Here is a 23545-nt window from a genome sequence, read left to right as displayed (position 1 = left end):
GGCTGATCGTCCTCTCAGACCAGCTACCCGTCGTCGCCTTGGTGGGCCATTACCCCGCCAACTAGCTGATGGGCCGCGGACTCATCTGGATGTGATAGCTTGTATACAGAGGCCACCTTTTCCCTCAAGAGCCGAAGCTCCCGGGGGCTTATCCGGTATTAGCCAATCTTTCGACTGGTTATCCCAGACACCCAGGCAGATTATCCACGTGTTACGCACCCGTGCGCCGCTCTACTAGGATTGCTCCATTCGCGCTCGACTTGCATGTGTTAGGCACGCCGCCAGCGTTCGTTCTGAGCCAGGATCAAACTCTCCAATTGAAATTTGAAGAATTTAGAACCGGCATCCGTCAGGGCCCGGCTAAGGGACTCCCGACTTCGCTGTTCAAGGCACCCCTGGAATCGACTCACGCCGACTCGCTCCGGAGTGCCGCTTAGAATTGACTGCGGTTTCCGCAATCTGTCTTCTTGGGCTTGCTATTTGGTTTTCAAAGACCGAGTCGCTTGTTGCTGGGGCGACTGTGTGCTACCGTTTTGCTTCTCAGCTGCACCCCATTCAACCTCGGGGGCCGCATTCTTTATTTCGGAGCGGCTTTTCTGTCAAGCGGCCGTTGCCGCTTCGTTTCACCGCTTCGCCTCGTTGGGAAGTAACATCGCGCCGGAGCGCTTTGTTTCTTTCGAGGAGGGGCGCGGAGCCTACTTCGCTTCCGCCTCCCGTGTCAACTCGCTTCGTCGACTCTCTTCTTCCCGCCTGCGCGACTTCCGCCGCTTCGGAGGGAGGCGGCTTCTACCACCGCCGCGTTGGGAGTCAACCCGCTTCGTCGACTTCGTATTTCGCCTGTCACTGCTTCGTCCGGGGGACTCCGTCGCCGTTGCGACTTCACCTGTCCGTCCGAGGGGCGCGGCTTCTATCTCGCGGTCCCAGAGGAGTCAACCACCTTCGTCAACTCTCTCTTCCCTCCGCCCCGGTTTCTGTCGCCTGTGCGACTTCCGCCGTTTCGGGGGAGGCGGCTTCTACCACCGCCGCGTTGAGAGTCAACTCCGCTTCGTCGACTCCTTATTCCGTCTTTCAAGCTCGTCTGGGAGCTCCGCCGCCGTTGCGGCTTCGCCTCCCCATCCGAGGGGGCGCGGCTTCTATCACCGCCGCGTTGGGTGTCAACCGCCTTCATCAACGTCCACTTCCCACGCTCACACACGGAGATGGAGAAAATGACGGAGCGCCTGCCACCCCGCTCAGTGCGAGGCGAGCAAGCGCTCGGTACGTCCGGACCCTCACTTCTACTGATTCTCGAGCCCTCCTCCACGTCCGGACACAGAGGGGGTCGCCCCCCTCACCCTACGCTCGATGCCCCCCTGACTACGAGGATGGAGCGCGCGCCGTGCGGTCCCATGCTGCGCGCTGGGTGTTGCGCAGGAAGCGCCAGAAGCCAACCACGATCGCCAGGTTCATGGTGACGAAGTAGTAGGCCACCGAGGCCACGCGCCGGGCCGTCCCCTTCAGCAGCCCCTTCTTCCCCAGGAACGCCAGCCCGTAGAACAGCACCTGTCCCGCCAGCGTCAGCTGGTAGAGCGGGCTGTGCAAAAGGAAGAGGTTCGCCACCAGCGCCAGAGCCATCAGCGCCGGCGCGCACCAGCGCAGCAGCTTGTGTGACCAGAAGGCGAACGCCGGGAAGCCCGCCAGCGGCGACAGCAGCCCCGGCACCATCCGCAGGCTCTGGAAGTTACCCGCCGCGATGCGCGCCCTCCGCCCGAACTCCTTCCCGTAGTCCTCCGTCGTCTCCTCGTGCGCCACCGCCTCGGGCTCGTAGACCACCTTGTAGCCCTTCTCCAGGATGCGCAGCGGAATCACGAAGTCGTCCACGATCGTCGACGGCGGCAGCGCGTTGAACAGCGAGCGGCGGATGGCGTACAGCCCTCCGTTCGCCCCCACCACCGCCCCGCGCTTGCCCTCGTAGAACTTGATGAGCGACTCGTAGGTCCAGTACGTGCTCTCCTCGTACTCGGCCTTCGTCGGGTTGAAGAGCCGCAGCTGCCCGCACACCGCCCCCACCTCGGGGTCCTCGAAGTGCCGTACCAGCCGCTTCACCGCCTCCGGCTCGATCATCGTGTTCGCATCCGACAGCAACACGATGTCCCCCTTCGCCAGCGGGATGCACCGGTTCAGCACCGACGTCTTCCCCCCGCGAGGCGCCGCCGACAACCGCACCCGCTCGTCCGCGCACCGCAGCACCCGCTCATCCGTCCCGTCCGTCGAGCCGTCCGAGCCAATCAGCACCTCGAAGCGATTCGCCGGATAGTCCAGCGCCAGACTGTTGCGCAGCTTCTCCTCGATGCAGCTCGCCTCGTTGTAGGCAGCCACCACCAGGCTTACCCGCGGAAGCTCGCCCGGCCGCTCACCCCGGCGCCGGTTCGCCCCCGAGCGCATGTAGCGCACGTTGTGCAGCACCTGCGCCGCCCCATCCAGGGCGAACAGGAACACCGGGTACAGAAAGTACGTGTGCACCAGCAGCACCGCGGCACACCAGAACACCAGCTCCGCCATCACCCCTGCCTCCCCGCCCCTCGATACGCGTTGACACGTGCGACTCGGGGGCATGGGCAAGCAAGAGACACGCCATGGCCTCCCTCATGAACGGCTCCAGGGGGCGCTCTCTAGATCAGGGGCGTCTGGCGCGAGGCGCTCCGCTCGGGAGTGGGAACTTTTTTTCCCTCGAAAGGGCCCGAAATGGACACCCCGGGTCAGGGCGTGGGAGAGGCCTCGGCCCCAGGCGTCGAGGGAGAAGCCTCGGCCTCGGCCTCGGGCGTCGTGGAAGCGGACTCCGGAGCAGGCTCGGGCGCCGGTGTGGGAGGAGCGGGCTCGTGCTCCTTGTCCACCAAGGCCTGGGCGTGCGCGTGGAGCTTCTGGGCCAGTTCGTGCCTGGGGTTGAGGGTGATGACCGTGTCCAGCAGTGGCAGGGCGGCTGCCGGCTGATGGCGCATCAGGGCAATCCGCGCCCCCAGCACGTAGGCCCTCAGGAAGGTCTTGTCCGACTCCCTCATGTGCTCCAGCGCGGCAACGGTCTCGGACACCTGGTTCGGCGAGGCGGTGGGGTTGTTGAGCACATACACGGCCAGCGCCAGCGTGCTCCAATCCTGCTGCCCTGTCTGGGCCAGCTGCACGGCCAGGTTGAGCGTCTCGTTCACGCTCATGGCGCCACTCAACATGGCTCGGGCCCGGAGGCGCAACAGCGCAACCTCCTTCTCCTCCTCCTTGCTCTTCTCGGGAGCCCCCGACAACCGCTTCAACACCTGCGCGGCCTCCTTCGCCAGGTGGGTGCCGCGCTCCTCGAGCGGAGTCAGCTCCCGCTGCGTGGCGGCCAGCTCGTCACGCATCGTGTTGACCCGGCTCTGCCAGTCGGCCGGACTCTGGGCCTCCGTGAGGGTGCGGATCTGCTCCTGCAGACGCGCCATCTTCGCCTGGAGCGTGGCCACCAGCACGCGCGTATCGTCCACGTACGTGGCGAGCGCGATTCCCTCCTCGGCCAGGAGCTCGATGCTGTCGGGGTGCGCTCCCGCCAGGGACTTCAGCCGGGAGAATGCCTCTTGCTGGGAGGCCATGTCGTCCCGCCGCAGCATCGCCACCGCCTCGTCCCTGGCCACCAGCGCCGCGTGCGGCACGGCCTTGGACTTCGAGCGCCAGGCCGGCGAGGTGAGGAACGCCGTCAGCGCGAGCACCAGCACGCCCGCCGCGATGAGCAGACCCTTCCCCCCTCGTCCCGACCTGGGGCGCTTGCGGCGATCCCCCGCTTCGATGCTCTCCACGGCCTCGTCGAGCAGTGCCGGTGGCAGCTCGAGCGGCTTGGACAGCGTCGAGCCGGACGCGCCCTGCAACGAAGACAACTCCGGCGGCAGCTCGAGCGGCTGGGACACGGTGGGCGGCAGGCCCCGCGATGGAGGCGGCTCCTCGAGCGACTCGAGAGAAACTCCCGTCTCCTCCTCCAGCAACTCCGCGATCGGCCGCATCGGAGTCCTCGGGATCGGCACCTCGTCGGGGAGCTCGATCGTCGTCGACGCCGACACGCCCACCACCGGGGCGGGCTCGGGCCGCACGGGGGCGGAGGACTCCTGCACGGTCCGCGGTGTCAGGCCCGGAGGCTGCGAGGTGGGCCCCACCGCCGTCTGCCCGGGCCTGCCGAAGGGCTGGGTCATCTCGGGCCCCGGAGCCGCACCGGGAACGGGCTGCGGCCCACGCGCACCGCCCGACTGAGAGCCGGGAACCGGAACGCCGCCAAACGCCTGGGTCGTGGACGCGGTCGACGGAGTCCCCGCCGGAGCCTGCCCCATGGACGGCACCTGCTGCGGCACGGCTCCAAAGACCTGCGTCGTCGACGTGGCGGGCGCGGCACCGGCCTGGGGCCTGGCGACAGGAGCCATCTGCGGCGCGGCGGAGCCGAAAGGCGGCGTACCCGACGCGGAGGGCGGCCTGGACGACTGGCTCTGCGCCCCCGCCGGTTGAGGCACCGCTCCGAATACCTGCGTCCCCGTGGCAACGGGTGGCCCCCCGGCCTGCTGGGGCTTGTTGGCCACGGGCGGCGGCTTGCTGGCCACGGGCGCCACGGGCGGCACCTGGGGCACCGCTCCGAACACCTGCGTCGTCTGGGCCGACGGTTGCTGGGCGCCCCTGTTCGCGCCATAGAGCAGCGTGGAGCCCAGACCCGGGTTCGCCTGGGGCGCGGCGGGACGCGGCGCGGCCTGAGCGGGTGCGGCCTGCGGCACCGGGCTCCCGAACACCTGCGTCGTCTGGGGCGTCGCCTGCTCCGGTGGTGCGGCGATGAAGACATGGCTACAGCGGGTGCACTGTACCGGCACTCCCCCAGGCGGAAGCAGCCTGGGGTCGAGCGCATATTGCATGGAGCACTGAGGGCAGGCGATCTGCACAGACGGTGCTTATCACACGCCTCGGGGCCCTGGCTCCTACCGTAGCTCCGTTGTCGCCTGGAGGGTCCCCAACCGGGCAGCACCCACCCCGGGCACGTCCGCCACCTCGGTCCAGGACACGAATCGCCCCCGCACCTCGCGCTCCCGCACCAGACGCCGGGCCAGCGAGCGCCCTACCCCGGGTACCCCCGCGAGCTCGGACTCGGTGACGACGTTGAGATCCAACTTCTGGCCCAGCATCAGGCGCTGCGGGGCGGAGAGCGCATCCCCCTCTCCGCACACCGCCACCCCTTCTACCACACGCACCGCGCCGGGCTCACAGCCCAACGCGGGCGAGGACTCCGGCCAGCGCACACGAGCCACCACGCCCAGGCCCAACAGCCCGAGCGAGGCCACCGCGAGCGCACCGGTCCGGTTCATGGCTCAGCTCGCCGCGGGAGCCTTGTCCAGACCGAACGCCGTGTGCAGCGCCCGGACGGCCAGCTCCGTGTACTTCGACTGGATGAGGCAGGACACCTTGATCTCCGACGTGGAGATGAGCTGGATGTTGATGCCCTCGCTCGCGAGCACCTGGAACATCTTCGCCGCCACGCCCGAGTGGTTGCGCATGCCCACGCCCACGATGGACACCTTGGCCACATCGCCATCCGTCTCCAGCCCGCCCGCGTGGATCTCCTTCGACACCCGCTCCACGATCTCCTTGGCCTTGACCAGATCCGTCTTGCCCACCGTGAAGGACAGATCCGTACGGCCATCGCGCGAGGCCGTCTGGACGATCAGATCCACCACGATGTTCTGCGCGTCGAGCGCACCGAAGATCTTCGCGGCCACACCCGGCGTATCCGGCACGCCGCTGATGGCGAGCTTCGCCTCGTTCTTGTCGTAGGCGATGCCGCTGACAACCACGTTCTCCATCGACTTGTCCTCCTCGCACACGAGAGTGCCCGGGTCGTCCGTGAAGGAGGACTTCACCCAGAGCGGCACCTTGTACTTCATCGCGAACTCAACCGAACGAATCTGCAGCACCTTGGCGCCCACGCTCGCCAGGTCGAGCATCTCCTCGTAGGAGATGCGATCCAGCTTGCGCGCCGCGGGGCACACGTTGGGATCCGTCGTATAGACGCCATCCACGTCCGTGTAGATCTCACAGGCATCCGCCTTGAGTGCCGCGGCCAGCGCCACCGCCGTGGTGTCCGAACCGCCGCGCCCCAGCGTGGTGACGTTGCCCTGCTCGTCCTGTCCCTGGAAGCCAGCCACCACCACGATGTGTTTCTGTTTGAGCGCCTCGAGGATCTTCTCGGCGTCGATGCGTTTGATGCGCGCCTTGGAGAAGACGTTGTCGGTGACGATCTGGACCTGGTAGCCGAGGAAGCTGGTGGCCTGGCCTCCCTGCGCCTGGATGGCCATGGCCACGAGGCCGATGGACACCTGTTCGCCGGTTGCCACCACCACATCCTGCTCACGCTCGCTCGGTCGATCCGTGATCTGGGAGACAAGCTTCAAAAGGCGGTTGGTCTCTCCCGACATCGCGGAGACGACCACCACCACGTCGTGTCCGGCGGCCTGGGCCGCGATGCAGCGGCGGGCCACGTTCTTGATCCGCTCGATGTCGCCGACCGAGGTGCCGCCGTACTTCTGGACGATCAATGCCACGTTGGCTGGTTCCTCCTGGAACGGTGCGTCACCGTAGTGAGGTGCCCCCCCGCTGTCAAAAGCTCTTGGACACTCCCGGAGCGGACGGGCTGCGCTCGGCCACCTGTTGAGATATACGGTGCCGCCTCTGGCTGTACCGCCGCATTCTTTGGAGCTCCCACATGTATCGTCCCCGCCTTCTGATCGATGGTGACACCCTCCGGTTGGAGGAGATCCTCCAGGTCGCCCAAAACGAGGTGCTCGTGGAGCTCTCCCCCGAGGCCCAGGCCTGCGTTCGCGCCTCGCGCGAGCTGGTGGATCGTGTCGCTGCCGGGGATACCCCCTCCTACGGCATCAACACCGGCTTCGGCACCCTGGCCGAGGTGCGCATCGACAAGAAGGACCTGCGCGAGCTGCAGCGCAACCTCATCCTGTCCCACGCGGCCGGCGTGGGCTCGCCCATGCCCATCCCCGAGGCCCGCGCCCTGCTGCTGCTGCGCTGCAACGTGCTCGCCAAGGGCTTCTCCGGCATCCGCCTGGAGACACTGCAGCTGGCGTTGGACATGCTCAACAAGGACGTGGTGCCCGTGGTGCCCGAGCGCGGCAGCGTGGGCGCCTCCGGAGACCTGGCCCCGCTGGCCCACCTGGCGCTCGTCTTCATCGGCGAGGGCGAGGCCTTCTACCAGGGACACCGCATGCCGGCCCGTCAGGCGCTCGAGCGCGCCGGGCTGACCCCGGTGGTGCTGGAGGCCAAGGAGGGCCTGGCGCTCGTCAATGGCACCCAGGCCATGTGCGCCGTGGGCACCCTGCTCCAGCTGCGCGCGGAGATGCTCTCCCTCGTGGCGGACATCGCCGGCTCCATGACGCTGGAGGGCCTGCTCGGCAGCCACAAGCCCTTCATCCCGGAGATCCAGGACGTGCGCCCCCATGAGGGCCAGAAGGCCTGCGCCGCCCACCTGCGAAAGCTGCTCGCGGGCAGCGATCTGGTCGAGACGCACGTCAACTGCAGCAAGGTGCAGGACCCCTACTCCCTGCGCTGCATGCCCCAGGTGCACGGCGCCGCGCGCGAGGGGCTCGCGTTCGCCCGGCGCATCCTCGAGGTCGAGGTCAACAGCGCCACCGACAACCCGCTCGTCTTCGTCGACAGCGGCCGCATCGTCTCGGGCGGCAACTTCCACGGCCAGCCCATCTCGCTCGCCATGGACGTGACCGCCATGGCCCTCACCCAGCTGTCCTCCATCAGCGAGCGCCGCGTGGAGCAGCTCGTCAACCCCGCGCTGTCCAACCTGCCCCCGTTCCTCGCGAAGAACTCGGGCCTCAACTCGGGCTTCATGATCGCCCAGGTGACGAGCGCCGCCCTGGTCGCCGAGTCGCGCGTGCTCTGCCACCCCGCCTCGGTGGACTCCATCCCCTCCTCCGCCGGCCGCGAGGACCACGTCTCCATGGGCATGACCGCCGCCCTCAAGGGCCGTCAGGTGGCGGACTTCACCCGCACGTGCCTCGCCATCGAAATCCTCGTGGCCAGCCAGGCCCTGGATTACCGGCTGCCGGTGAAGGCCGGCCGCGGGCCTCGCGCCGCGCACGAGCTGGTGCGCAGCCGCGTGCCCACCATGGAGAAGGACCGCGAGCTCCACCGCGACATCGAGGCCGTCTGCCAGCTCATCGACTCCGGCGAGCTGATGCGCGTCGTGCGCGCCGCCACGGCGTAGGACTCCACGGGCCCGGGGAGGCGCTAGCGCCTCCCCGCTGGCATCGTCTGCTTCTTCCTGGCAACGAGGCGGGCTCCCAGCAGCACGCCCCATCCGGCCCACAGGCCCATGCCTGGAGATGCCCCGCATCCACAACCCACCTGCAACACCAGGGGCAATCCCCCGTCTCCCTCCTGGGGCACGACCTCGAAACGGATGGGCGCGGAGACAGGACTCCGCACCCCGAGCGTCTCCGCCGAGGCGTGCAACTCGTGAGACCCCAACGTCAGCTCCGCGGGGGCCTCGTATGAGAATGTGCCATCCGCGGACGGCGTGAGCCGCGCATAGGGCGCTCCGTCGAGGAAGAGATGGACGTACTGAGCACCCGGCTCGGCCGACCCCGTGATGCGGGGTCTCGGGTGCACCCCGGTGGCGCCGTCCACCGGAGACGTCAACGCGGGCGAGGCGGGTACCCGGAACGGGCTTTCGACGACCTGCCCGACACCTGGCGCGGTCCCTTCTCCCACGCTGACGGGACCCGCTCCATGCGCGTTGCCAGTCGCCGCTGACTGGCCGGGAGCCCCCGCGAGCACCGAGGTCGAACACTCGAGGCTTCCGCCTTGAAGGAACACCACGCCCCCGCCCCCTCCCCCACCCGGACCCACCGGAAAGGACGCCTCCGTGGTGTCGCCTCCCGCGCCGCCCGATGCGTCCACCGCACCGCACCGCAATTCCTGCTCGACCCGGAGGGAAATGGCTCCACCACCACCTCCACCTCCCGCCCCATCGCCCCCAGCGGTCGGCGGAGGGGTCTCGCCCACCGCGCTGAAACGTCCCTCGCCCCGCACCTCCCTGGCGCGAATGAGCATCAGCCCTCCTCCGGCCCCTCCCCCTGTCCCCTCCCCGTTGTTGCCCTCCCCCGCTCCACCGCCACCACCCAAGACGAGGCGCTCGTAGGGCACATACGCCAGCGGAGCTCCACCCAGGCCGCCCGCATCCTGCTCGCCGTCGGCGGGCGCGGATCGCCCTCCCAGTCCACCCGTTCCTCCGTGGCCGCCACCTCCGCCACCCGCGTTGTGGCAGTTGCCGCCCCCACCGCCATGCGACAGGTTGCCGCGCCCGGACGCCGTACCGAAGCGCTCGGCCACCAGGCCCTCTCCTTTATAGGAGCCACCACTGGCCACCGGCTCATCCAGGCCCGTGCATCCCTTGAGGTCGTCGTGGGTGAGGAAAGCGCCGCCGCGAAAGCCCAGGCCGTCCACGGAGATGCGGCCATCGTTGCGCAGCCTCCCCGTGACCAGCACCGCGAGGATTCCACCCGAGCCTCCATCCCAGGGCTTCGCACTCAGTGAGGCTCCGGCGCGCACCTCCAACTCGGTGTACTCGGGCACCCACACCACCTGCGACAGGTTCGCCGCATAGCCATACAGCAGCGGCGCCGAGAGGCGCAGCGCTCCGTCCGACACCGCGGAGATCCGCGCGTACTCGAAGCGGCCCACGGAGCTCCCCTCGAGCGAGAGGGGACGTTGATCTCCAGAGGCAGGCACGGACGCGAGGCCCGTGGACTGGTGCACGAGCACCAGCTCCCCCACCGCGAAACCCTTCGCACTCGCGACCGTCAGGACACTCGAGCCCTCGGCCGCATCGGCGGTGAGGCGGGCGTAGCGATTGATGACGACTCCGGCGCTCTCGACCCGGAGAGAACCGTTCCTTCCGGTCCCCAGTCCGAACGTGTCGGGTTCGGCCAGTGCACTGCCAGTCACGAGGAGTCCGAGCAGGAAGGAGCTGATCCGCATGACGTCCATGCTGCCCGAGCCACGAGCGCCGGTCGATCCAGCGGCACAGGCCGCTACAGGCCTGTTGAACCCTGTAGCGAAAACCGCATGGAGCACCGGTATTCCGGCTCCGGACGTCCGCCGGGAACCGAAGCCCGCCGGGCCGAAGTGATCGGGGGTAGACGCTTCGGGAGTGGCGACACAGATCGCGCTCGTGGATCACCCCAAGACTTCCAACACCCAGGCGCTCACCGCGCCGGTGTGGGGCTCTGTCCGCACGATGGTGGGGGCCTGGCGTGCCACGCGCCTGGCCCAGGGGAGGCGGTGAGATGGCCGGGTTGGACTGGGTACAGGTGGACGTGGGCTTCCCGATGAGCCTCGCCGTGGTGTGTGCCGCGCGCACCCTGGGGATGGAGCGGCGGGCCTTCCTGGGCGCCATGGTGGAGCTGCAGATCTGGGCGGTGCAGGCCCTGCCCTCCGGACGCTTCGAGCCCTTCGCCGCGTCCGCCGGACATGCACCGGACGCGTCCGCGGACGAGGACGTGTGGCGCGAGGCGGTGGAGAGCGCGGTCCGGTGGACGGGCACACCCGGGGCCTTCTGGAACGCGCTGCTGCGCGCGGGAATCCTGGTGCGTGAGGACGACAGCGTCCGGCTCACCCTCTGCGACCGCTACGTGCAAGTCCTCGAAAAGAGGAGGAAGGAGGCCGAGCGCAAACGCCGGGAGCGCGCCAACAAGGCCTCGACGGCGTCCGCCGGACGTCCCGCGGACGCGCCAGGGACATCCTCCGCTAGAAAGAGAAGAGAGAAAGAGAGTGAGAAGAAGACTCTTTCTACTGCTGCAGGAGCAGAGAGCTCGGTGTCCGCGGGACGGCTCGCACCCGTTCCCCTGCTCCCGGACGAGGACGTGTCCGCGGACGTCACCCCCGTCCAGCTTTCCCTCCCTGGCACGCACCTCGTGCCCGTCACGCCCCCTCCCGAGGAGCGGCACCCGCTCACCGCGACCACCGCCCCGGAGCCCCAGGACACTCCGGCCCAGCAGGCAGCGGCCTTCTTCGAGTCCTTCCAGGACGAGCGCTCCAAGGCCTTCCGGGGCGTGCCTCGCGAGGACATGCCCGCGGGGTGGGCGGACTGGTACGCGAAGGCCTTGTCGAAGGTGGGCGGTGACGAGGAACGCCTTCTGGCGGCATGCCGCGGCTACCTCAAGTCCGACTGGGGCCGCTCCCGTCAGCCCGTATGTACCGCTCTGGCCTTCTGCTCTCCGAAGGTCTGGGTGCGCTACATCCCGCCCCAGCAGTCAGAGCCAGCCGAGGAGTCCGGGCCGCCGTCCGTGGACGTGACCACCGAGGCGGGCCGCACGTGGCAGGAGTGCCTCACCCGGCTGCATGACCAGGGAAAGCACTACGCCCTCACCTGGCTCACCCGCGCCCGGCCCCTGGACGTGCGGGACGGGCACCTGATGCTCGCCGTGCCGGACCTCTACTTCCGCCAATGGGTGGAGGAACACTATGGCCAGACGGTGGAGCTACTGGTGCGGGACTTCGGCCTCCTGGGAGTGCGCTGGGTACTGCCCGCGCAGGCGGCGGGTGCGGAGCGGTAGCGCCGGGATCAGATGATCTCCGCGAGCTTGCTCAGCTCCACGTTGGCCCCGCAGAGGAGCACACCGACCCGCTCGCCCGGCCGTGGACGGTACGCCCCGGAGCTCAGGGCGGCGAGTGCCGCCGCGCCACCTGGCTCCGAGGCGATGCGCCAGTCCCGCCAGAGCGTCCGTTGCGCCTCGCGGATCGCCGCATCCGTCACGAGCGCGACATGGTCGACCGCGGCACGGGCAATGGAAAACACGAGCTCACCCGTGTTGCGTGCGCCGAGCGAATCCGCCGCGATCGACTCGACCGTCACGTCCACGGGACGCCCCGCTTCGAGTGACGCATGCAGGGCCCGCGAGCCCTCGGGCTCGACGCCGACGACCTTGACGCCTCGCCCCGCCCACCAGCTCGCGATGCCGGAGATCAATCCTCCCCCACCGACGGCCACGAGGACCGTATCCAGCCCCTGTCCATCCTCTTCCCATTCCAGGGCCACGGTCCCCTGGCCCTCGATGGTGGACAGCGCGTCATAGGCGTGGACGGACAGCGCGCCCGTCTCGGCGATGTACGTGCCACAGGACCCGAGCGCATCGGCGTAGCGCTGCCCCCCGATGACGACCTCGGCACCGAGGCGGCGGATGACCTCGACCTTCGCGGGGCTCGAGATCTCCGGCACGAAGATACGGGCCGGAATGCCAAGCTGCTTCGCCGCGTAGGCGACCGCCGCACCGTGGTTGCCTCCCGAGGCCGCGGCGACGCCCGCCTTCGGAATCGGCTGCTTCAGCAAGGTATTGAAGGCTCCGCGCGACTTGAACGAGCCCGCGTGCTGGAGGAACTCGAGCTTCAGGCTCACCGGGCCGTCATGGCCCAGCGTTCCCCTCGGCAGACTCCAGACGGGCGTACGGCGAATATAGGGACGGATGCGCTCGTGGGCGGCGCGGATGTCTTCACGCGAAAGAGGAAGGGTCACGGCTCACGGGGTATCGAAGGACAAGGGCAGACGCAACAAGCCTCGCACCTGGGCGCTCGAGCGCCACTGGAGCTGCTCGGGTGGCACCGCCAGCCGCAGGTGCGGGAGCCGCTCGATGATCACCTCGAAGGCAAGGGTCGCCTCCAACCGGGCCAGGTTCGAGCCCAGGCAGAAGTGGATCCCCTGACCGAAGGCCAGGTGCTTGTTGGGCGAGCGCTTCACGTCCAGCCGCTCCGGGTCGGGGAACTGCTCGGCGTCGTGATTGGCGGCCAGGATGTTCATCCGCACCGCGTCGTGAGCCTTGATGGGCTGGCCACACAGCTCGAAGTCCTCCAGGGCGAAGCGCGCCATGGTCAGCTCCACCGGGCCGCAGAAGCGCAGCAGCTCCTCCACCGCCGAGGGGATGAGGGAAGGATCCTCGCGCAGCATCTGGAGCTGATCCGGGTGGCGCAGCAGCTCCAGTGTCCCGTTGCTCAGCACATGCACCGTCGTCTCGTGACCGGCGACGAGCAGCAGGTAGACCATGCTCAGCAGCTCCCGGGTGCTGAGCCGGTCCCCCTGCTCCTCCACCGCCAGCAGGGCGGTGACCAGGTCCTCCTGGGGCTGCCGCCGGCGCAACTCGATGAAGCCCTCCAGATAAGCCAACAGTCGATCGAGCGACTCGCGGATCCGCTCCATTCCCCCCTGCGCGGGAGGGGTGAAGAACACCTCGATCCAGGTGCGGAACTGGGCCCGGTCCTCCAACGGGACGCCCAGCAGCTCGGAGATGACGGTGATGGGCAACGGGAAGGCGAACGCCTCGACGAAGTCCGCGGAGCCACGGGCCCGCATGGCCTCCAGCAGCTCGGCGCACAACGCGGTGATGCGCGGACGCAGCGCTTCGATCCGGCGAGGGGTGAAGGCCTGGGTCGCCAGCGAACGGACCCGGGTGTGGTCCGGCGGATCCATCACCAACAGGTGCCGGTTGAGCGTCTGGGAGCCCCCACCCCGGAACTTCTTGCGGAGCTCCTCGGGCAGCTTCTCGACGTCGTTGGTGAGACGGGCATCCTTGGCCGTCTCGACCACATCCTGGTACCGCGTCAGGAGCCAGAAGGGCATCTGCCGGTGGGGATCCATGACCCGGGCCACCGGATCCTTCTCACGCAGGTGCTTGTAGAGCGGAAAGGGATTGGCACGGACCTGCGGAGCCCACAGGTCATAGGAGGGAGCGGTCGAAGTGTCAGGGGTCATGGTGGTTTCACTCGCAGTGTACCACAGATACCCTCGACCCTCGGCCGCTCGCCTCGTCAGGCGCTGTCAACCGCCCGTCACTCGGCCTTCTTCGGAGCGCTGGCCGCGGCCACCACGCGGTGGACCGGGTAGAGCTCACCCACCGAGATCATCCCGTCGAGGAACTGCCAGCGGCAGAAGCCATCATCGGAATGCGGCTCGAGCAGATACACGGCCAACGTTCCGGCGCGCTGCGCCGTGGGGACGTACAGGGTTCCCGCGGGGAACTCGCGCGTGGACCGCTCGGGCGCCACGGTGAGCACGGTCTCGAAGCGCACGGGCTTGGGCTTCTGGCTGAGCGGCACCTCCGCCTGGCCGGGCGGCGGCACGTTCGCGGCCACGTCGGGGCTGAACGTCTCCTCGCGCCGGGCCACGTGGTAGCTGTCGACCGTGAAGCGCCGCGGCGCCTGAAGCCGCTCGAAGCGGATGCCGTGCCCTTCCAGACGCGAGGCGAGCGCCTCCGGCACGAGATACGCCTCCGGCGTGCTCACCGCCTGCGTGGGCACGAACGTCCGGTAGTGCGAGCAGAGATACTGGCGCTGGCGCTTTCCCGGGTAGCGCCGCGCGGCGATGCTCGCCTCGTCGAAGGCCAGGATGTGGGCGACGTCGTCCGGCTTCGCGTAGGCGGGGTACTCGAACACGAGCGCGCCCTTGTCGTCGCGCGTGGCCACTCCGTAGTTGATGCCCACGAGCGCCTGCACATCGGGCGACCTGCCGCGAGCGATGATGCGCTCCTCCTCGGCCTGGGTGATGGCGAGATAGGCAGTGGCGTTCTTGGCGGCGTCGCGGAACAGCTCGAGCAACCACGCCCGCATCACCGCGCAGCGGCGCGGGAAGTCGATGTAGCTGTAGGTCTCGAGCAGCACGTCGATCCGGCCGAGCAACCCGCGGTAGTGGCTGCCGAAGCGCGGGAGCGCCGGATAGGTGTGCCAACCGGAGAGGGGATCGCCCTCGACCTTGTAGTTGCCATACCAGAAGCTGTCGAAGTCATGGCGCGTCTTCACCGCCTTCGCCACGCGCTCGAGCATCACGCGGTTGAACGTGCGCAGCTCCGAGAAGAGCGGCTCGTTCGAGTGCGACGTGTCGAAGGTGAGATCGAAGGCGTGAATGCTTCCATCGGTGGTGTGGCAATCGATGAAGACGTGCGGCCACCACGTCTGATGAAGCTTCGCGAGGCAGCGCGTCTCCGGCGCCTCCTGCTTCATGTTGTCCCGATTGAGATTCCACCCCTCGCCCGTGTAGCGCGTGCCCACGCCGCCCTCGGGGTTCACCTGCCCCTCGAGCTCCTTCAGGTTGAGCTTGCGGTTGTTCGGGCTGATGCGGTCGTTGCCATCCGGATTGAAGTTCGGGATGAGCACGAGGCACAGCTTGTCGAGCAGCTTCTGCCCGAGCTTCGTGAGCGTCAGATCTCGCGCGAGCGCGAGCACGGACTCCTTGCCCTCGACCTCGCCGGCGTGGATGTTGGCCTCCACCATCACCACGACCTTCTTCTGCTTGCGCGCGAGCTCGGGCGTGAAGCAGCCCCGGTCGCTCACGACGAGCGCCACCATGGGCTGTCCCTCGCCGCTCGTGCCGAACTCCACACGTCTGGCGAGCTTCGTGCGGCGGCAGAGCTCGTCGATGAAGGCGAGCACGTCGGCGTGACGGGAGGTTTCCTTGTAGTTCGAGGCCTCGGCGCGGGTGAGCAGCTCGGTCATGGGGGCGCATCCGAGCGCCCCCATCACCCAGCGTCAAGCCACTTGTGACGTGTCCGAGGCCGGAAGACCGGCCCTCAGAGCGTGATCACCACCTTGCCGAAGTGGGCCCCCTCCTCGAGATAGCGCAGGGCGTCGCGCGCCTTCTCGAAGGGGAAGGCGCGGTCGATGACGGGCTTCATCCGGTGCTGGGTGATGAGCCGGTTCATGTCCTCGAACATGACGCGGCTGCCCACGAAGACGCCCTCGATGCGCAGCTTCTTCGGCTCGGCGAGGGAGGGATCGGGCTTGCCAGGAGCACCACTCAACAGACCGATCAGGGAGATGTGCCCACCGGGCCGCGTGGCGCGGGCGGACTTCGGGAGCGTCTGCGCGCCCCCCACCTCGAGGACGTGGTCCACGCCCTGCCCGCCCGTCAGCTCCAGGACCTTCTCCTCCCAGTCGGGATGTTTCTTGTAGTTGACGGTGCCATCCGCGCCGAGCGCCTTCGCGCGCTCCAGCTTCTCGTCATGGCTGGAGGTGATGATGACGCGCGCCCCCAGCGCCTTGGCGAACTGGAGCGCGAAGACGGAGACGCCGCCCGTGCCCAGTGCCAGCACCGTCTGACCGGCCTGGAGCTTGCCCTGGGGCACCAGCGCGTTCCACGCCGTGACCGCCGCGCAGGGCAACGTGGCGCCCTCCTCGAAGGAGTAGTGCTCCGGCAGGTGCACGAGCCCCTCCGCGTCCAGCACGACGTACTCCGCCAGCACGCCGTCGACGCTCCCTCCGAGGGACTTGCCCACCTTCTCCGGCGTCGCATCCCCCTCCGTCCACGTCTGGAAGAAGGTCGGCGCCACGCGATCCCCGGGCTTCACCCGGGTAACGCCCTGCCCCACCGCGACCACCTCGCCCGCTCCGTCCGATACGGGGATGACAGGCAGGGAAACAGGCATCCGGTAGCCTCCCCGCGCGATGAGCAGATCCCGGTAGTTCAGGGACACCGCCCGGATCCGCACCAGGGCCTGGCCGGGTCCGGGTTTCGGCTCGGGCCGCTCCACCTGCTCCCATCCATCGACACTCCCCGCCTTCTTCAGCTCATAGGCCTTCATGGAACGCTTGCCTCCGTTCGCGTGGAAGATGTGCGCGGCTGCTCAACCAGGGCAACCGGGCGCCGCTCCCCCTTCCTCCCCCTTGACCTGGCGGGCCCCAGGGCTCATAAGGGAACAGCAATCGTGAATGGCCTGTTCACTGATGGGGAGCACGCATGGCCCAGCAGCTCAAGGACGAGGTCCAGGAAGCCATCGCGTCCGCCGCGCTGGAGATCTTCGCGCGCAAGGGATTCCGTCAGGCCACGATGGCGGAGATCGGCAAGGCCGCGCGCATCTCGACGGGCAACATCTACCGGTACTACGAGAACAAGGAGGACCTGTTCCACGCACTCCTCACCGAGGAGTTCGTCGCCTCCTTCGTGGACCTGGTGCGCCGCCGTGTGAAGTCACTCGATGGCATCGAGGACATCCGGGAGCTCGCGCCCACGGCCCCCTTTCATGGCATCTCCCAGGAACTGCTCGCCTTCTGTCTGGCCAACCGGCAACGCGTCGTCATCCTGCTCGGCCGCTCCCAGGGAACCCGGTACGAGACCTTCTCCGAGGAGCTCGTCGCGACCCTCGTGAAGCTGGCCATCGCGCACTTCCGCGCCCTCCACCCGGAGCTCAAGGTCACGAAGACGATGCGCTTCAATCTCGACCGGCTCTACCGGAACTTCGTGGGGATGATGGTGGACATCCTCACGCACTTCCACGAGGAGGCAGACATCCGGCAGGCCATCGATGATTACTCGCGCTACCACCTGGCCGGCCTCAAGAGCTTCTTCGGCTGAGCCTCTTTTTTTTGCCCGATAAATGAACGTGTCATTCACGCATCAACCAGGAGGAAGTCATGGCAGGCAGGATTCTCGTGATCGGAGCCACGGGGACGGTGGGAGGCCACCTCGTGGCGCAGTTGGAGCAGCTCGGTGAAGAGGTGCGGGCCGCGACCCGGGAGCCGGGCCGCGCCGCGAGACGCACCGGCGGCAAGACGCAATACGTGTCCTTCGACCTCGAGCGGCCGGAGACCTTCGCACCAGCGCTCGACGGCGCCGACCGCGTGTTCCTAATGGCCCGCCCCGGAGACGAGCAGGCGGACCGTGTCGCCCTTCCGCTCATCGACGAGATGAAGCGGCAGCGCATCCGCCACGTCGTCAACCTGACCGCCATGGGCGCGGAGCATCGGGAGGACTTCGCGCTCAGGAAGGTGGAGCGCTACCTGGAGGCCTCCGGGCTCGGCTTCACCCACCTGCGTCCCAACTTCTTCATGCAGATCTTCTCCGGAGGCCCGCTGCTCCAGGACCTCGAGACGACCGGTGCGCTCCACATCCCGGCCGCCGATGCGAAGCTCTCGTTCGTCGACGCGCGAGACATCGCCGCGATGGCCGTGGCCGCACTCACCGGGCCGGGCCACGCCGGCAAGGCCTACACCCTCACCGGCGCACGGGCCCTCGATCATGCCGAAGTGGCGCGCACCCTCTCCGAAGTGGCGGCGAGGTCCATCCAGTACGTCCCCCTCGGTGAAGAGGAGGCACGCCAGCTCCTGGCGCGCTCGGGACTGTCTCCCGAGCGCATCGAGCGGTTGATCGGCTTCTACCGGCTCGTCCGCCAGGGCTTCTGCGCCCCCGTCTCCTCCGACATCGAGACGGTGCTCGGCCGTCCGCCCATCTCCTTCGAGCGGTTCGCCAGGGACCACGCCTCCTGCTGGATCTGACCTCGGGAGACCGGGGCGGGCCTATGAGAGTATCTCGGTAGGAGCGTAGGAAGCTCGCTGCCTGGGAGGGGAGGCTGCGGAGCGCGATCCCAGCATGCTATCGGGCGCTCAGCAGCAGGGGGTGTACCGTAACCTGTACGCCCCAATTTCAACACCTTCCAGGGAAGCGGCGTGACCCATACGCCCAACCACGCCGCATGCCTGTCATCAATTCTGACTGCGCCTCAAGTCAGGGCGTGTACAGTTCCGTAGTCGTGAGATTGTCCCATCCCGCCGCGACGAGCACCTTGCCATTCGGCAGTAGCGTTGCTGTGTGTTCATCACGTGGGAAGTTCATGGTGCCACCATCGCTCCATGAGCCTGAAGCTGGGTCATAAACCTCCGCTGACGCGAAAGTAATTCTGATATCATCAGGAGCAAACCAAGCGTATCCGCCTGTGATGAGCACCTTCCCATTGAGTAACAGTGTTGCCTGGCTTCCGTAGCGAGCCAGTGCCATGGAGCCAACAACAGTCCAGGAGCCCGAAGCCGGGTCATATATCTCCGCAGCCGTGCTGCTGGTATGCCCACCTGCTATCAGCACTTTGCCATCGAGCAACCGTGTTGCCGTGTGTCCAGAGCGAGGGAAGCTCATGGGACTGGTGGCGCTCCAGGTGCCCGAGTCTGGATCGTAGAGTTCTGCCGTCGGCATGTAGGTGGTGTTGTTGAATCCACCTGTGACAAGCACCTTGCCATTGGATAGCAACGTCGCGGCATGGAATATGCGAATCACGGACATAGAGCCGGTAGGACTCCACGTGCCCGAGGTCGGGTCATACACTTCAGCCGTTGAGATATACCCGCTGCTACTCTGGCCACCCGCGACAAGTACCTTGCCATTCTTTAGGAGTGTTGCCGTGTGGTACTTTCGAGGCGTGACCATGGAACCAGTAGTGCTCCAGGCGTTTGAAACCGAATCGTACAACTCCGCCGGAGCGGTCCAACCACTGCTATTGATGCCCCCCGCGATGAGAACCTTGCCGTTATTCAGCAGCGTTGCCGTCGCTAGGTCGTTATGCTGCGCCGCCATCGAGCCTGTTGCGCTCCATCTACCCGTGGACGGATCGTACAACTCCGCCGCGCGAGGGGAATACCCAGCGACGAGTACCTTGCCGTTGGGCAGCAACGTCGCCGTGTGCCTGTAGCGAAACTCAGCCATGGAACCCGTCAAGGCCCAATTCGCGGTGGGGCACGCCGGCAGGCCCGCCACTACGAAACTCCTAGTGGCTGTCTGTTTGAAGGCGTTTGAAACCGTGGCAGTGATAGTTGGAACCGTAGCGCCACTTACACAAGAAGCCGACCACGTCACACGACTACTGGTTGTGCCATGTGACGGCGTGCCTAGGGAACCGGAATTGGCTGCCCAAGAGAAGGTGAGTGCTGAATTTTCTGGGTCGCTGGCAACCACCTCAAAGGTTAGCACCTGCCCCGCCCTTGCTTGGCTGGAGGAGCGGTAGGAGCGAATAATGACGGGATTAAGGTGATTAGTGGGAGCTGTGCCACTGACGCACATGGCCATGCTACCAGTGCTCTGCCCCCCGCGCCCATCCGAAATCGTGACCGTCAATCGGCAGTTATTGCATGCGCCATCAGGCAGAACCGAGGGGGTGAATTGCGCGGAATTGGAGGAGGCATTACTCCAGGAACCGCTGCAACTGGCACCCCACGAATAGGAAAGACCGTTGCCGTCCGGATCAGCAGCCGTTACGGACACAGCAGTTGCCTGACCAACCACGAGCTGCCCGGGCGTAGCGCGGATGGAGGTTACACGAGGTGAATTATTGAATGTGATGTACATCCATGCACTGCCCTCGCCTCCCGCTTGGGTAACGTTGACGACCAGGGAAATGCTGGTGGACAGGCCACCAGGGTCCTTTACGGTCAAGGTGACCGTTTGAATGCCGGTGGAATGCGGAGCCGTCCACGAAGTAGAGGCTGTAGAGGTGGAAGAGAAGGTGCCAGCGGTGGAGGACCACGCGTAGGAGAGGGTGTCACCCATGTTGGGATCATGGGCGTTTGCCACAAAGGAGAGGGAACCACCTGCCAGCACGGAGGAGGACGAGGCTACCAGTGAATCAATGAGCGGGGCCTCGTTCTCGAAAGGAGGCGGAGCATCGACTTGCTGGAGGGCAATGGCCACCGAGGTACTGCGGCCTGCGTAGATGGTGATACCAGAAGCCGAGCCCTCGAAGAGTTTGGCGCCTGAGGCATCAAAGGCCTGCGCGAGGAAGGTGCGGTTCGAACCAGCGGGGATATTGCCGATGTAGCCCCCCCAGGTACCGCTGGAAAGTACCAAGTCGGTGGTAACACTGGGGAAATCGGCTGCGCTAGAGGTGACAGCGACACGGGAGATACCAGACGCAAGGTCCTGCCGTACAGCTGCAGTAAACTGGACTGAGCCGACGTCTGACGAAGGAGTCGAGCACCCCGCGAACAACACCAGCGTCAGTGCTATCAGCAGACGAATAGAAGCTTCTTTCATGATTGTTTTCAATGTTGGCTGAAGAAGTGATTCACAGACCCTTTGGAAGAACCGCCAAGCGATGATGAATGACTTGACGCTCAGAGCCAATTCCACATAGGGCCTTGCTACTCTCTCCCTTGAGCAGCAATCAGCCAGGGATTACTCCTACCGAAGCAAACTCTTAGTACTACAGCGGTACTTCGCCTCAATCAGGGCAGGTGTTGTGGTCCGTTGCCCAACTGGCAAGCGCAACATGTTGGGCCCTGAGAGCGATCTACTACTGTAGTATTAGAGCCTGTTTCGGTAGGAGCCCCCCAAGGCTCTCCCTTCCCAGGAGTAGGCAGTCAGGAATGGGGTCTAGCGAGATAGGCTCTATGCCCGCTCCATCTCCTCGGCGATTCCACTCAAGGCCTCCAGCGCTCGCAGGGGGAGGCTGATGCCGCCTGCGGGAACCTGGGGCTCGCGCACGTTGATGCGGATCAGCATCCCCTTCCGGGCCGCCGCCACGGACTCGCAGAAGTGCCGCACCGAGGGGATGGCTGTCCCCGCGCCGCACTCGATGACCGCCAGGGTGCCGGGCTCCACCGTGGCGAGCCACTTCTCGAGCCGCTGATCCTGGGCCTCGGTGCGCGAGGAGTCCCAGCCTCCGTCCCCGAACATGAGGATGTTGGGCCGGAGCAACGAGCCGCAGCGCGGGCAGGTGGGCAGCGGCGGCCTGGCGCGGAAGGTCTCCGGGTCCACGTCCACCGAGTACGGAGCGGCGGAGGAGATCTCCGTGCAGGGGCGGAGGCACTGGACGTGGTGGATGGAGCCGTGGACCTCGAGGATGCGCTCGTCGGGGAAGCCGGCCTTCTGGAACTGGCCGTCGACGTTGGAGGTGAAGACGAAGGCGCCGTGCCGCATGCGGGAGGCCCAGGTGCGCAGCAGCGCGAAGCCGGGGTGGGGATTCGTCGCGCGGTACAGCCCGAGCCGGTGGCCGTAGAACCCCCAGGCGAACTCGGGATCGCGCTGGAACCACCGCGGGTTGGCCATGGACGCGAAGTCGAGCCCGAGCTTCGCGTAAGCCGGATAGGCGCGCCAGAAGCCCTCGGTGCCGCGGAAGTCGGGCAGCCCCGAGTCGACGCCCATGCCGGCCCCCGCGCCGATGATGAGTGCATCCGCCGAGCGGAGGACGTCGGCGGCACGGCGGAGCTCCTCGCGTGTCATGGTCACCTCATGGGGAAAGGGGTCCAGAACCCCGAGCATAAGGGACGCGCACCGGGAAGAGATGCCCCACGTCGGGCGTCCTCAGGCTGGTGGTCTTCTTCCGTATCCTCTCCCGGTTGCTCCTGTGCGCGGCCTGCCTGGTATGGGCCGCGGCACTTGGCTTCGTCGCGCTCTGGCCGCGACACCCCACCGGTGTGCGCCAGATGCGGTGGTTGGACGCGGCCGGGCAGCCTCTCGCCTCGGCGCCTGCTGGCTGCGGCCGCGACGTGCGCTTTCCCCTGATGGAGGATGAGAACCGGGTATGGGTCCCCTGCACCTCCTCTCCGGACCTTCCGGGAGGCGCCCTCGCCATGCTTCAGCCAGCACGCGGGGAGGCTCGCCTCCTGGCCCCACTGCCAGAGCGGCTGTCGCTCGATCGGGTCGAGGGTCTTCTCCCAGGGCCCGATGGCCTCGTGGGAGTCGTGTACCGGGCGAGCACCCATGCGTCGGCACCGGGTGGAGTGGTCGACGTGCTCGTGACGGCCGTGGCGGACACCGGGGGCTGGCAGGTGCCACCTCAACGCCTTCCAGGTGGGGCCGGCAGCCGGCTGCTGGGACTGGGCTGGTCGGGCAATCGGCTGGAGGTGGCGCTCGCACCGGCTCGCGGAGAGGACACCCGGGCGGAGTCAGCGGATGCCGTGCTGGTACGGGTGGGCGACACGGACTACCCCCGCATCCTCACCCGCGAGGAGATGTGCCTGGACGTCACGGTCTGCATCGTGCGCGTGGCCTGGCGCGCGGTCCACACGCGGGCGTGGAGCTTCCTCGTCGAGGAGGGGGACTTCCTGCGCGAGGTGCAGGAGAGCGGCGTCGGCGAGGCCGTCGGACAGTCCGTCCAGATGCTGTCCGGGCTCGACCTGCGCGTGGCCGGGCGCCTGCGCTCACCGAATGCCCCGGCCACCCATCGGCTCGAACCGGACGGCAGCCTCCTGCCCTCCGAACCCCCTCCCTCCGGGCTGCGTCCCCTGAGCTCGCCCTCGGTGGCCGATGGCAACCGGCTCGAACCCCTCCCCCGCTTCGTGCCGGAACAGGGCCCGGGCGTCGTCCATGAATGGCGGGGCCAGAGGTGGCACACGGTGGCCGGGGCGGATGGCCTGGTGCGCGTGGGCGGAGGCACCGGGGAGATGACCGCCGTCGCCCGGCTCGATGGCCCCTGCCCCGACATCGCCTCCGGCTTCCTCGTTCCCTCGCGCCGGGGCCTCACGCTGCTGACACCCGACGGGTGCCACGTGGGCCTCACCGGGTCCGGACGGCGCGCCGACCCGCTGGGGCTCATCGAGCACCTCGAGCGCGGCCGGGTCCCCTACGCCGTGCCCGGGCTGCTCTGGATCCTGCTCGGGTTGCCGGCGCTGCTCTTCCCGGCGGGTCTCTCGCGCTGGCCCCGCTCCGCCGAGCGCCGGCTCCTCGCGGGCGGACTGCTCGCCTCCTGCTACCTGCTCAGCGCCCTGCCTCTCATCCCGTGGCTCCTGCCGCTCCTGGCCTGAGCCACGG

At 67.4% G+C, this 23545-nt stretch carries 17 protein-coding genes and 1 rRNA gene; 6 read left to right on the top strand and 12 right to left on the bottom strand.

All coding sequences use genetic code 11. The features are described from left to right. From NR810_RS27340 to NR810_RS27320, 5 genes are all read right to left on the bottom strand, one after another. A 16S ribosomal RNA gene (locus tag NR810_RS27340) occupies positions 1-320 on the bottom strand; the annotation flags it as partial. 1036 nt (positions 321-1356) lie between these two features. Further along, complete coding sequence (locus NR810_RS27335) at positions 1357-2541, bottom strand: glycosyltransferase family 2 protein (protein WP_257456660.1); 1185 nt, start codon at positions 2539-2541, stop codon at positions 1357-1359. A 197-nt stretch (positions 2542-2738) separates the two neighbouring features. Continuing rightward, on the bottom strand, positions 2739-4916 hold the full coding sequence (locus NR810_RS27330; protein ID WP_257456657.1) for a zinc-ribbon domain-containing protein: 2178 nt from the start codon (positions 4914-4916) through the stop codon (positions 2739-2741). 36 nt (positions 4917-4952) lie between these two features. Further along, positions 4953-5336, bottom strand: coding sequence for a ComEA family DNA-binding protein (locus NR810_RS27325; protein ID WP_257456655.1), 384 nt, complete (start codon positions 5334-5336; stop codon positions 4953-4955). A gap of 3 nt (positions 5337-5339) precedes the next feature. After that, positions 5340-6569 (bottom strand): aspartate kinase, encoded by a 1230-nt coding sequence (locus NR810_RS27320; protein ID WP_257456637.1) that lies wholly within the window; start codon positions 6567-6569, stop codon positions 5340-5342. A gap of 161 nt (positions 6570-6730) precedes the next feature. Here NR810_RS27320 and hutH point away from each other — a divergent pair, with 161 nt between their 5' ends. After that, positions 6731-8257, top strand: coding sequence for a histidine ammonia-lyase (hutH, locus tag NR810_RS27315; protein ID WP_257456635.1), 1527 nt, complete (start codon positions 6731-6733; stop codon positions 8255-8257). 23 nt (positions 8258-8280) lie between these two features. Here hutH and agmC read toward each other — a convergent pair whose 3' ends face one another. Next, positions 8281-10032, bottom strand: coding sequence for an adventurous gliding motility protein AgmC (agmC, locus tag NR810_RS52220; RefSeq protein WP_306818542.1), 1752 nt, complete (start codon positions 10030-10032; stop codon positions 8281-8283). A 172-nt stretch (positions 10033-10204) separates the two neighbouring features. Here agmC and NR810_RS27305 point away from each other — a divergent pair, with 172 nt between their 5' ends. Both NR810_RS27305 and NR810_RS27300 read left to right on the top strand, forming a co-directional pair. Next, positions 10205-10339, top strand: coding sequence for a hypothetical protein (locus NR810_RS27305; protein ID WP_257456632.1), 135 nt, complete (start codon positions 10205-10207; stop codon positions 10337-10339). A 1-nt stretch (position 10340) separates the two neighbouring features. Beyond that, complete coding sequence (locus NR810_RS27300) at positions 10341-11609, top strand: DnaA N-terminal domain-containing protein (RefSeq protein WP_257456629.1); 1269 nt, start codon at positions 10341-10343, stop codon at positions 11607-11609. Positions 11610-11617: 8 nt separating this feature from the next. Here the strand turns inward: NR810_RS27300 and NR810_RS27295 are convergent, their stop codons facing one another. The 4 genes from NR810_RS27295 to NR810_RS27280 form a co-directional block, all read right to left on the bottom strand. Then, positions 11618-12565, bottom strand: coding sequence for a threonine/serine dehydratase (locus NR810_RS27295; protein ID WP_257456627.1), 948 nt, complete (start codon positions 12563-12565; stop codon positions 11618-11620). Between the two features lie 3 nt (positions 12566-12568). Further along, positions 12569-13795: a cytochrome P450 family protein gene (locus NR810_RS27290; protein ID WP_257456624.1), complete on the bottom strand. Its 1227-nt coding sequence runs from the start codon at positions 13793-13795 to the stop codon at positions 12569-12571. A 77-nt stretch (positions 13796-13872) separates the two neighbouring features. Further along, entirely contained in the window at positions 13873-15531 is a 1659-nt protein-coding gene (locus NR810_RS27285) for a M14 family zinc carboxypeptidase (RefSeq protein WP_257456622.1), read from the bottom strand. Between the two features lie 74 nt (positions 15532-15605). Then, the gene (locus tag NR810_RS27280) at positions 15606-16616 is read right to left on the bottom strand and encodes a zinc-dependent alcohol dehydrogenase family protein (protein ID WP_257456618.1); all 1011 of its coding nucleotides are present in this window, start codon (positions 16614-16616) and stop codon (positions 15606-15608) included. 155 nt (positions 16617-16771) lie between these two features. On the opposite strand from NR810_RS27280, the gene NR810_RS27275 reads away from it, so the two are divergent. Both NR810_RS27275 and NR810_RS27270 read left to right on the top strand, forming a co-directional pair. Further along, entirely contained in the window at positions 16772-17386 is a 615-nt protein-coding gene (locus NR810_RS27275; protein WP_257456616.1) for a TetR/AcrR family transcriptional regulator, read from the top strand. A 59-nt stretch (positions 17387-17445) separates the two neighbouring features. After that, positions 17446-18306 (top strand): SDR family oxidoreductase, encoded by an 861-nt coding sequence (locus NR810_RS27270; protein ID WP_257456613.1) that lies wholly within the window; start codon positions 17446-17448, stop codon positions 18304-18306. Between the two features lie 229 nt (positions 18307-18535). Here the strand turns inward: NR810_RS27270 and NR810_RS27265 are convergent, their stop codons facing one another. Further along, a complete protein-coding gene (locus NR810_RS27265) occupies positions 18536-20827 on the bottom strand; it encodes a Kelch repeat-containing protein (RefSeq protein ID WP_257456612.1) in 2292 nt (763 codons plus the stop codon). 354 nt (positions 20828-21181) lie between these two features. Further along, positions 21182-22015 carry an SIR2 family NAD-dependent protein deacylase gene (locus NR810_RS27260; protein WP_257456610.1) on the bottom strand — a complete coding sequence of 278 codons (834 nt, stop codon included), beginning with the start codon at positions 22013-22015 and terminating at the stop codon, positions 21182-21184. 350 nt (positions 22016-22365) lie between these two features. On the opposite strand from NR810_RS27260, the gene NR810_RS27255 reads away from it, so the two are divergent. After that, positions 22366-23538: a hypothetical protein gene (locus tag NR810_RS27255; RefSeq protein WP_257456609.1), complete on the top strand. Its 1173-nt coding sequence runs from the start codon at positions 22366-22368 to the stop codon at positions 23536-23538. Positions 23539-23545: the final 7 nt, after the last annotated feature.

Source organism: Archangium lipolyticum (assembly GCF_024623785.1).
Lineage (GTDB): Bacteria > Myxococcota > Myxococcia > Myxococcales > Myxococcaceae > Archangium > Archangium lipolyticum.
Note: the sequence above shows the minus strand (reverse complement) of the source record. Positions and strands in the feature narration are given on the sequence as shown.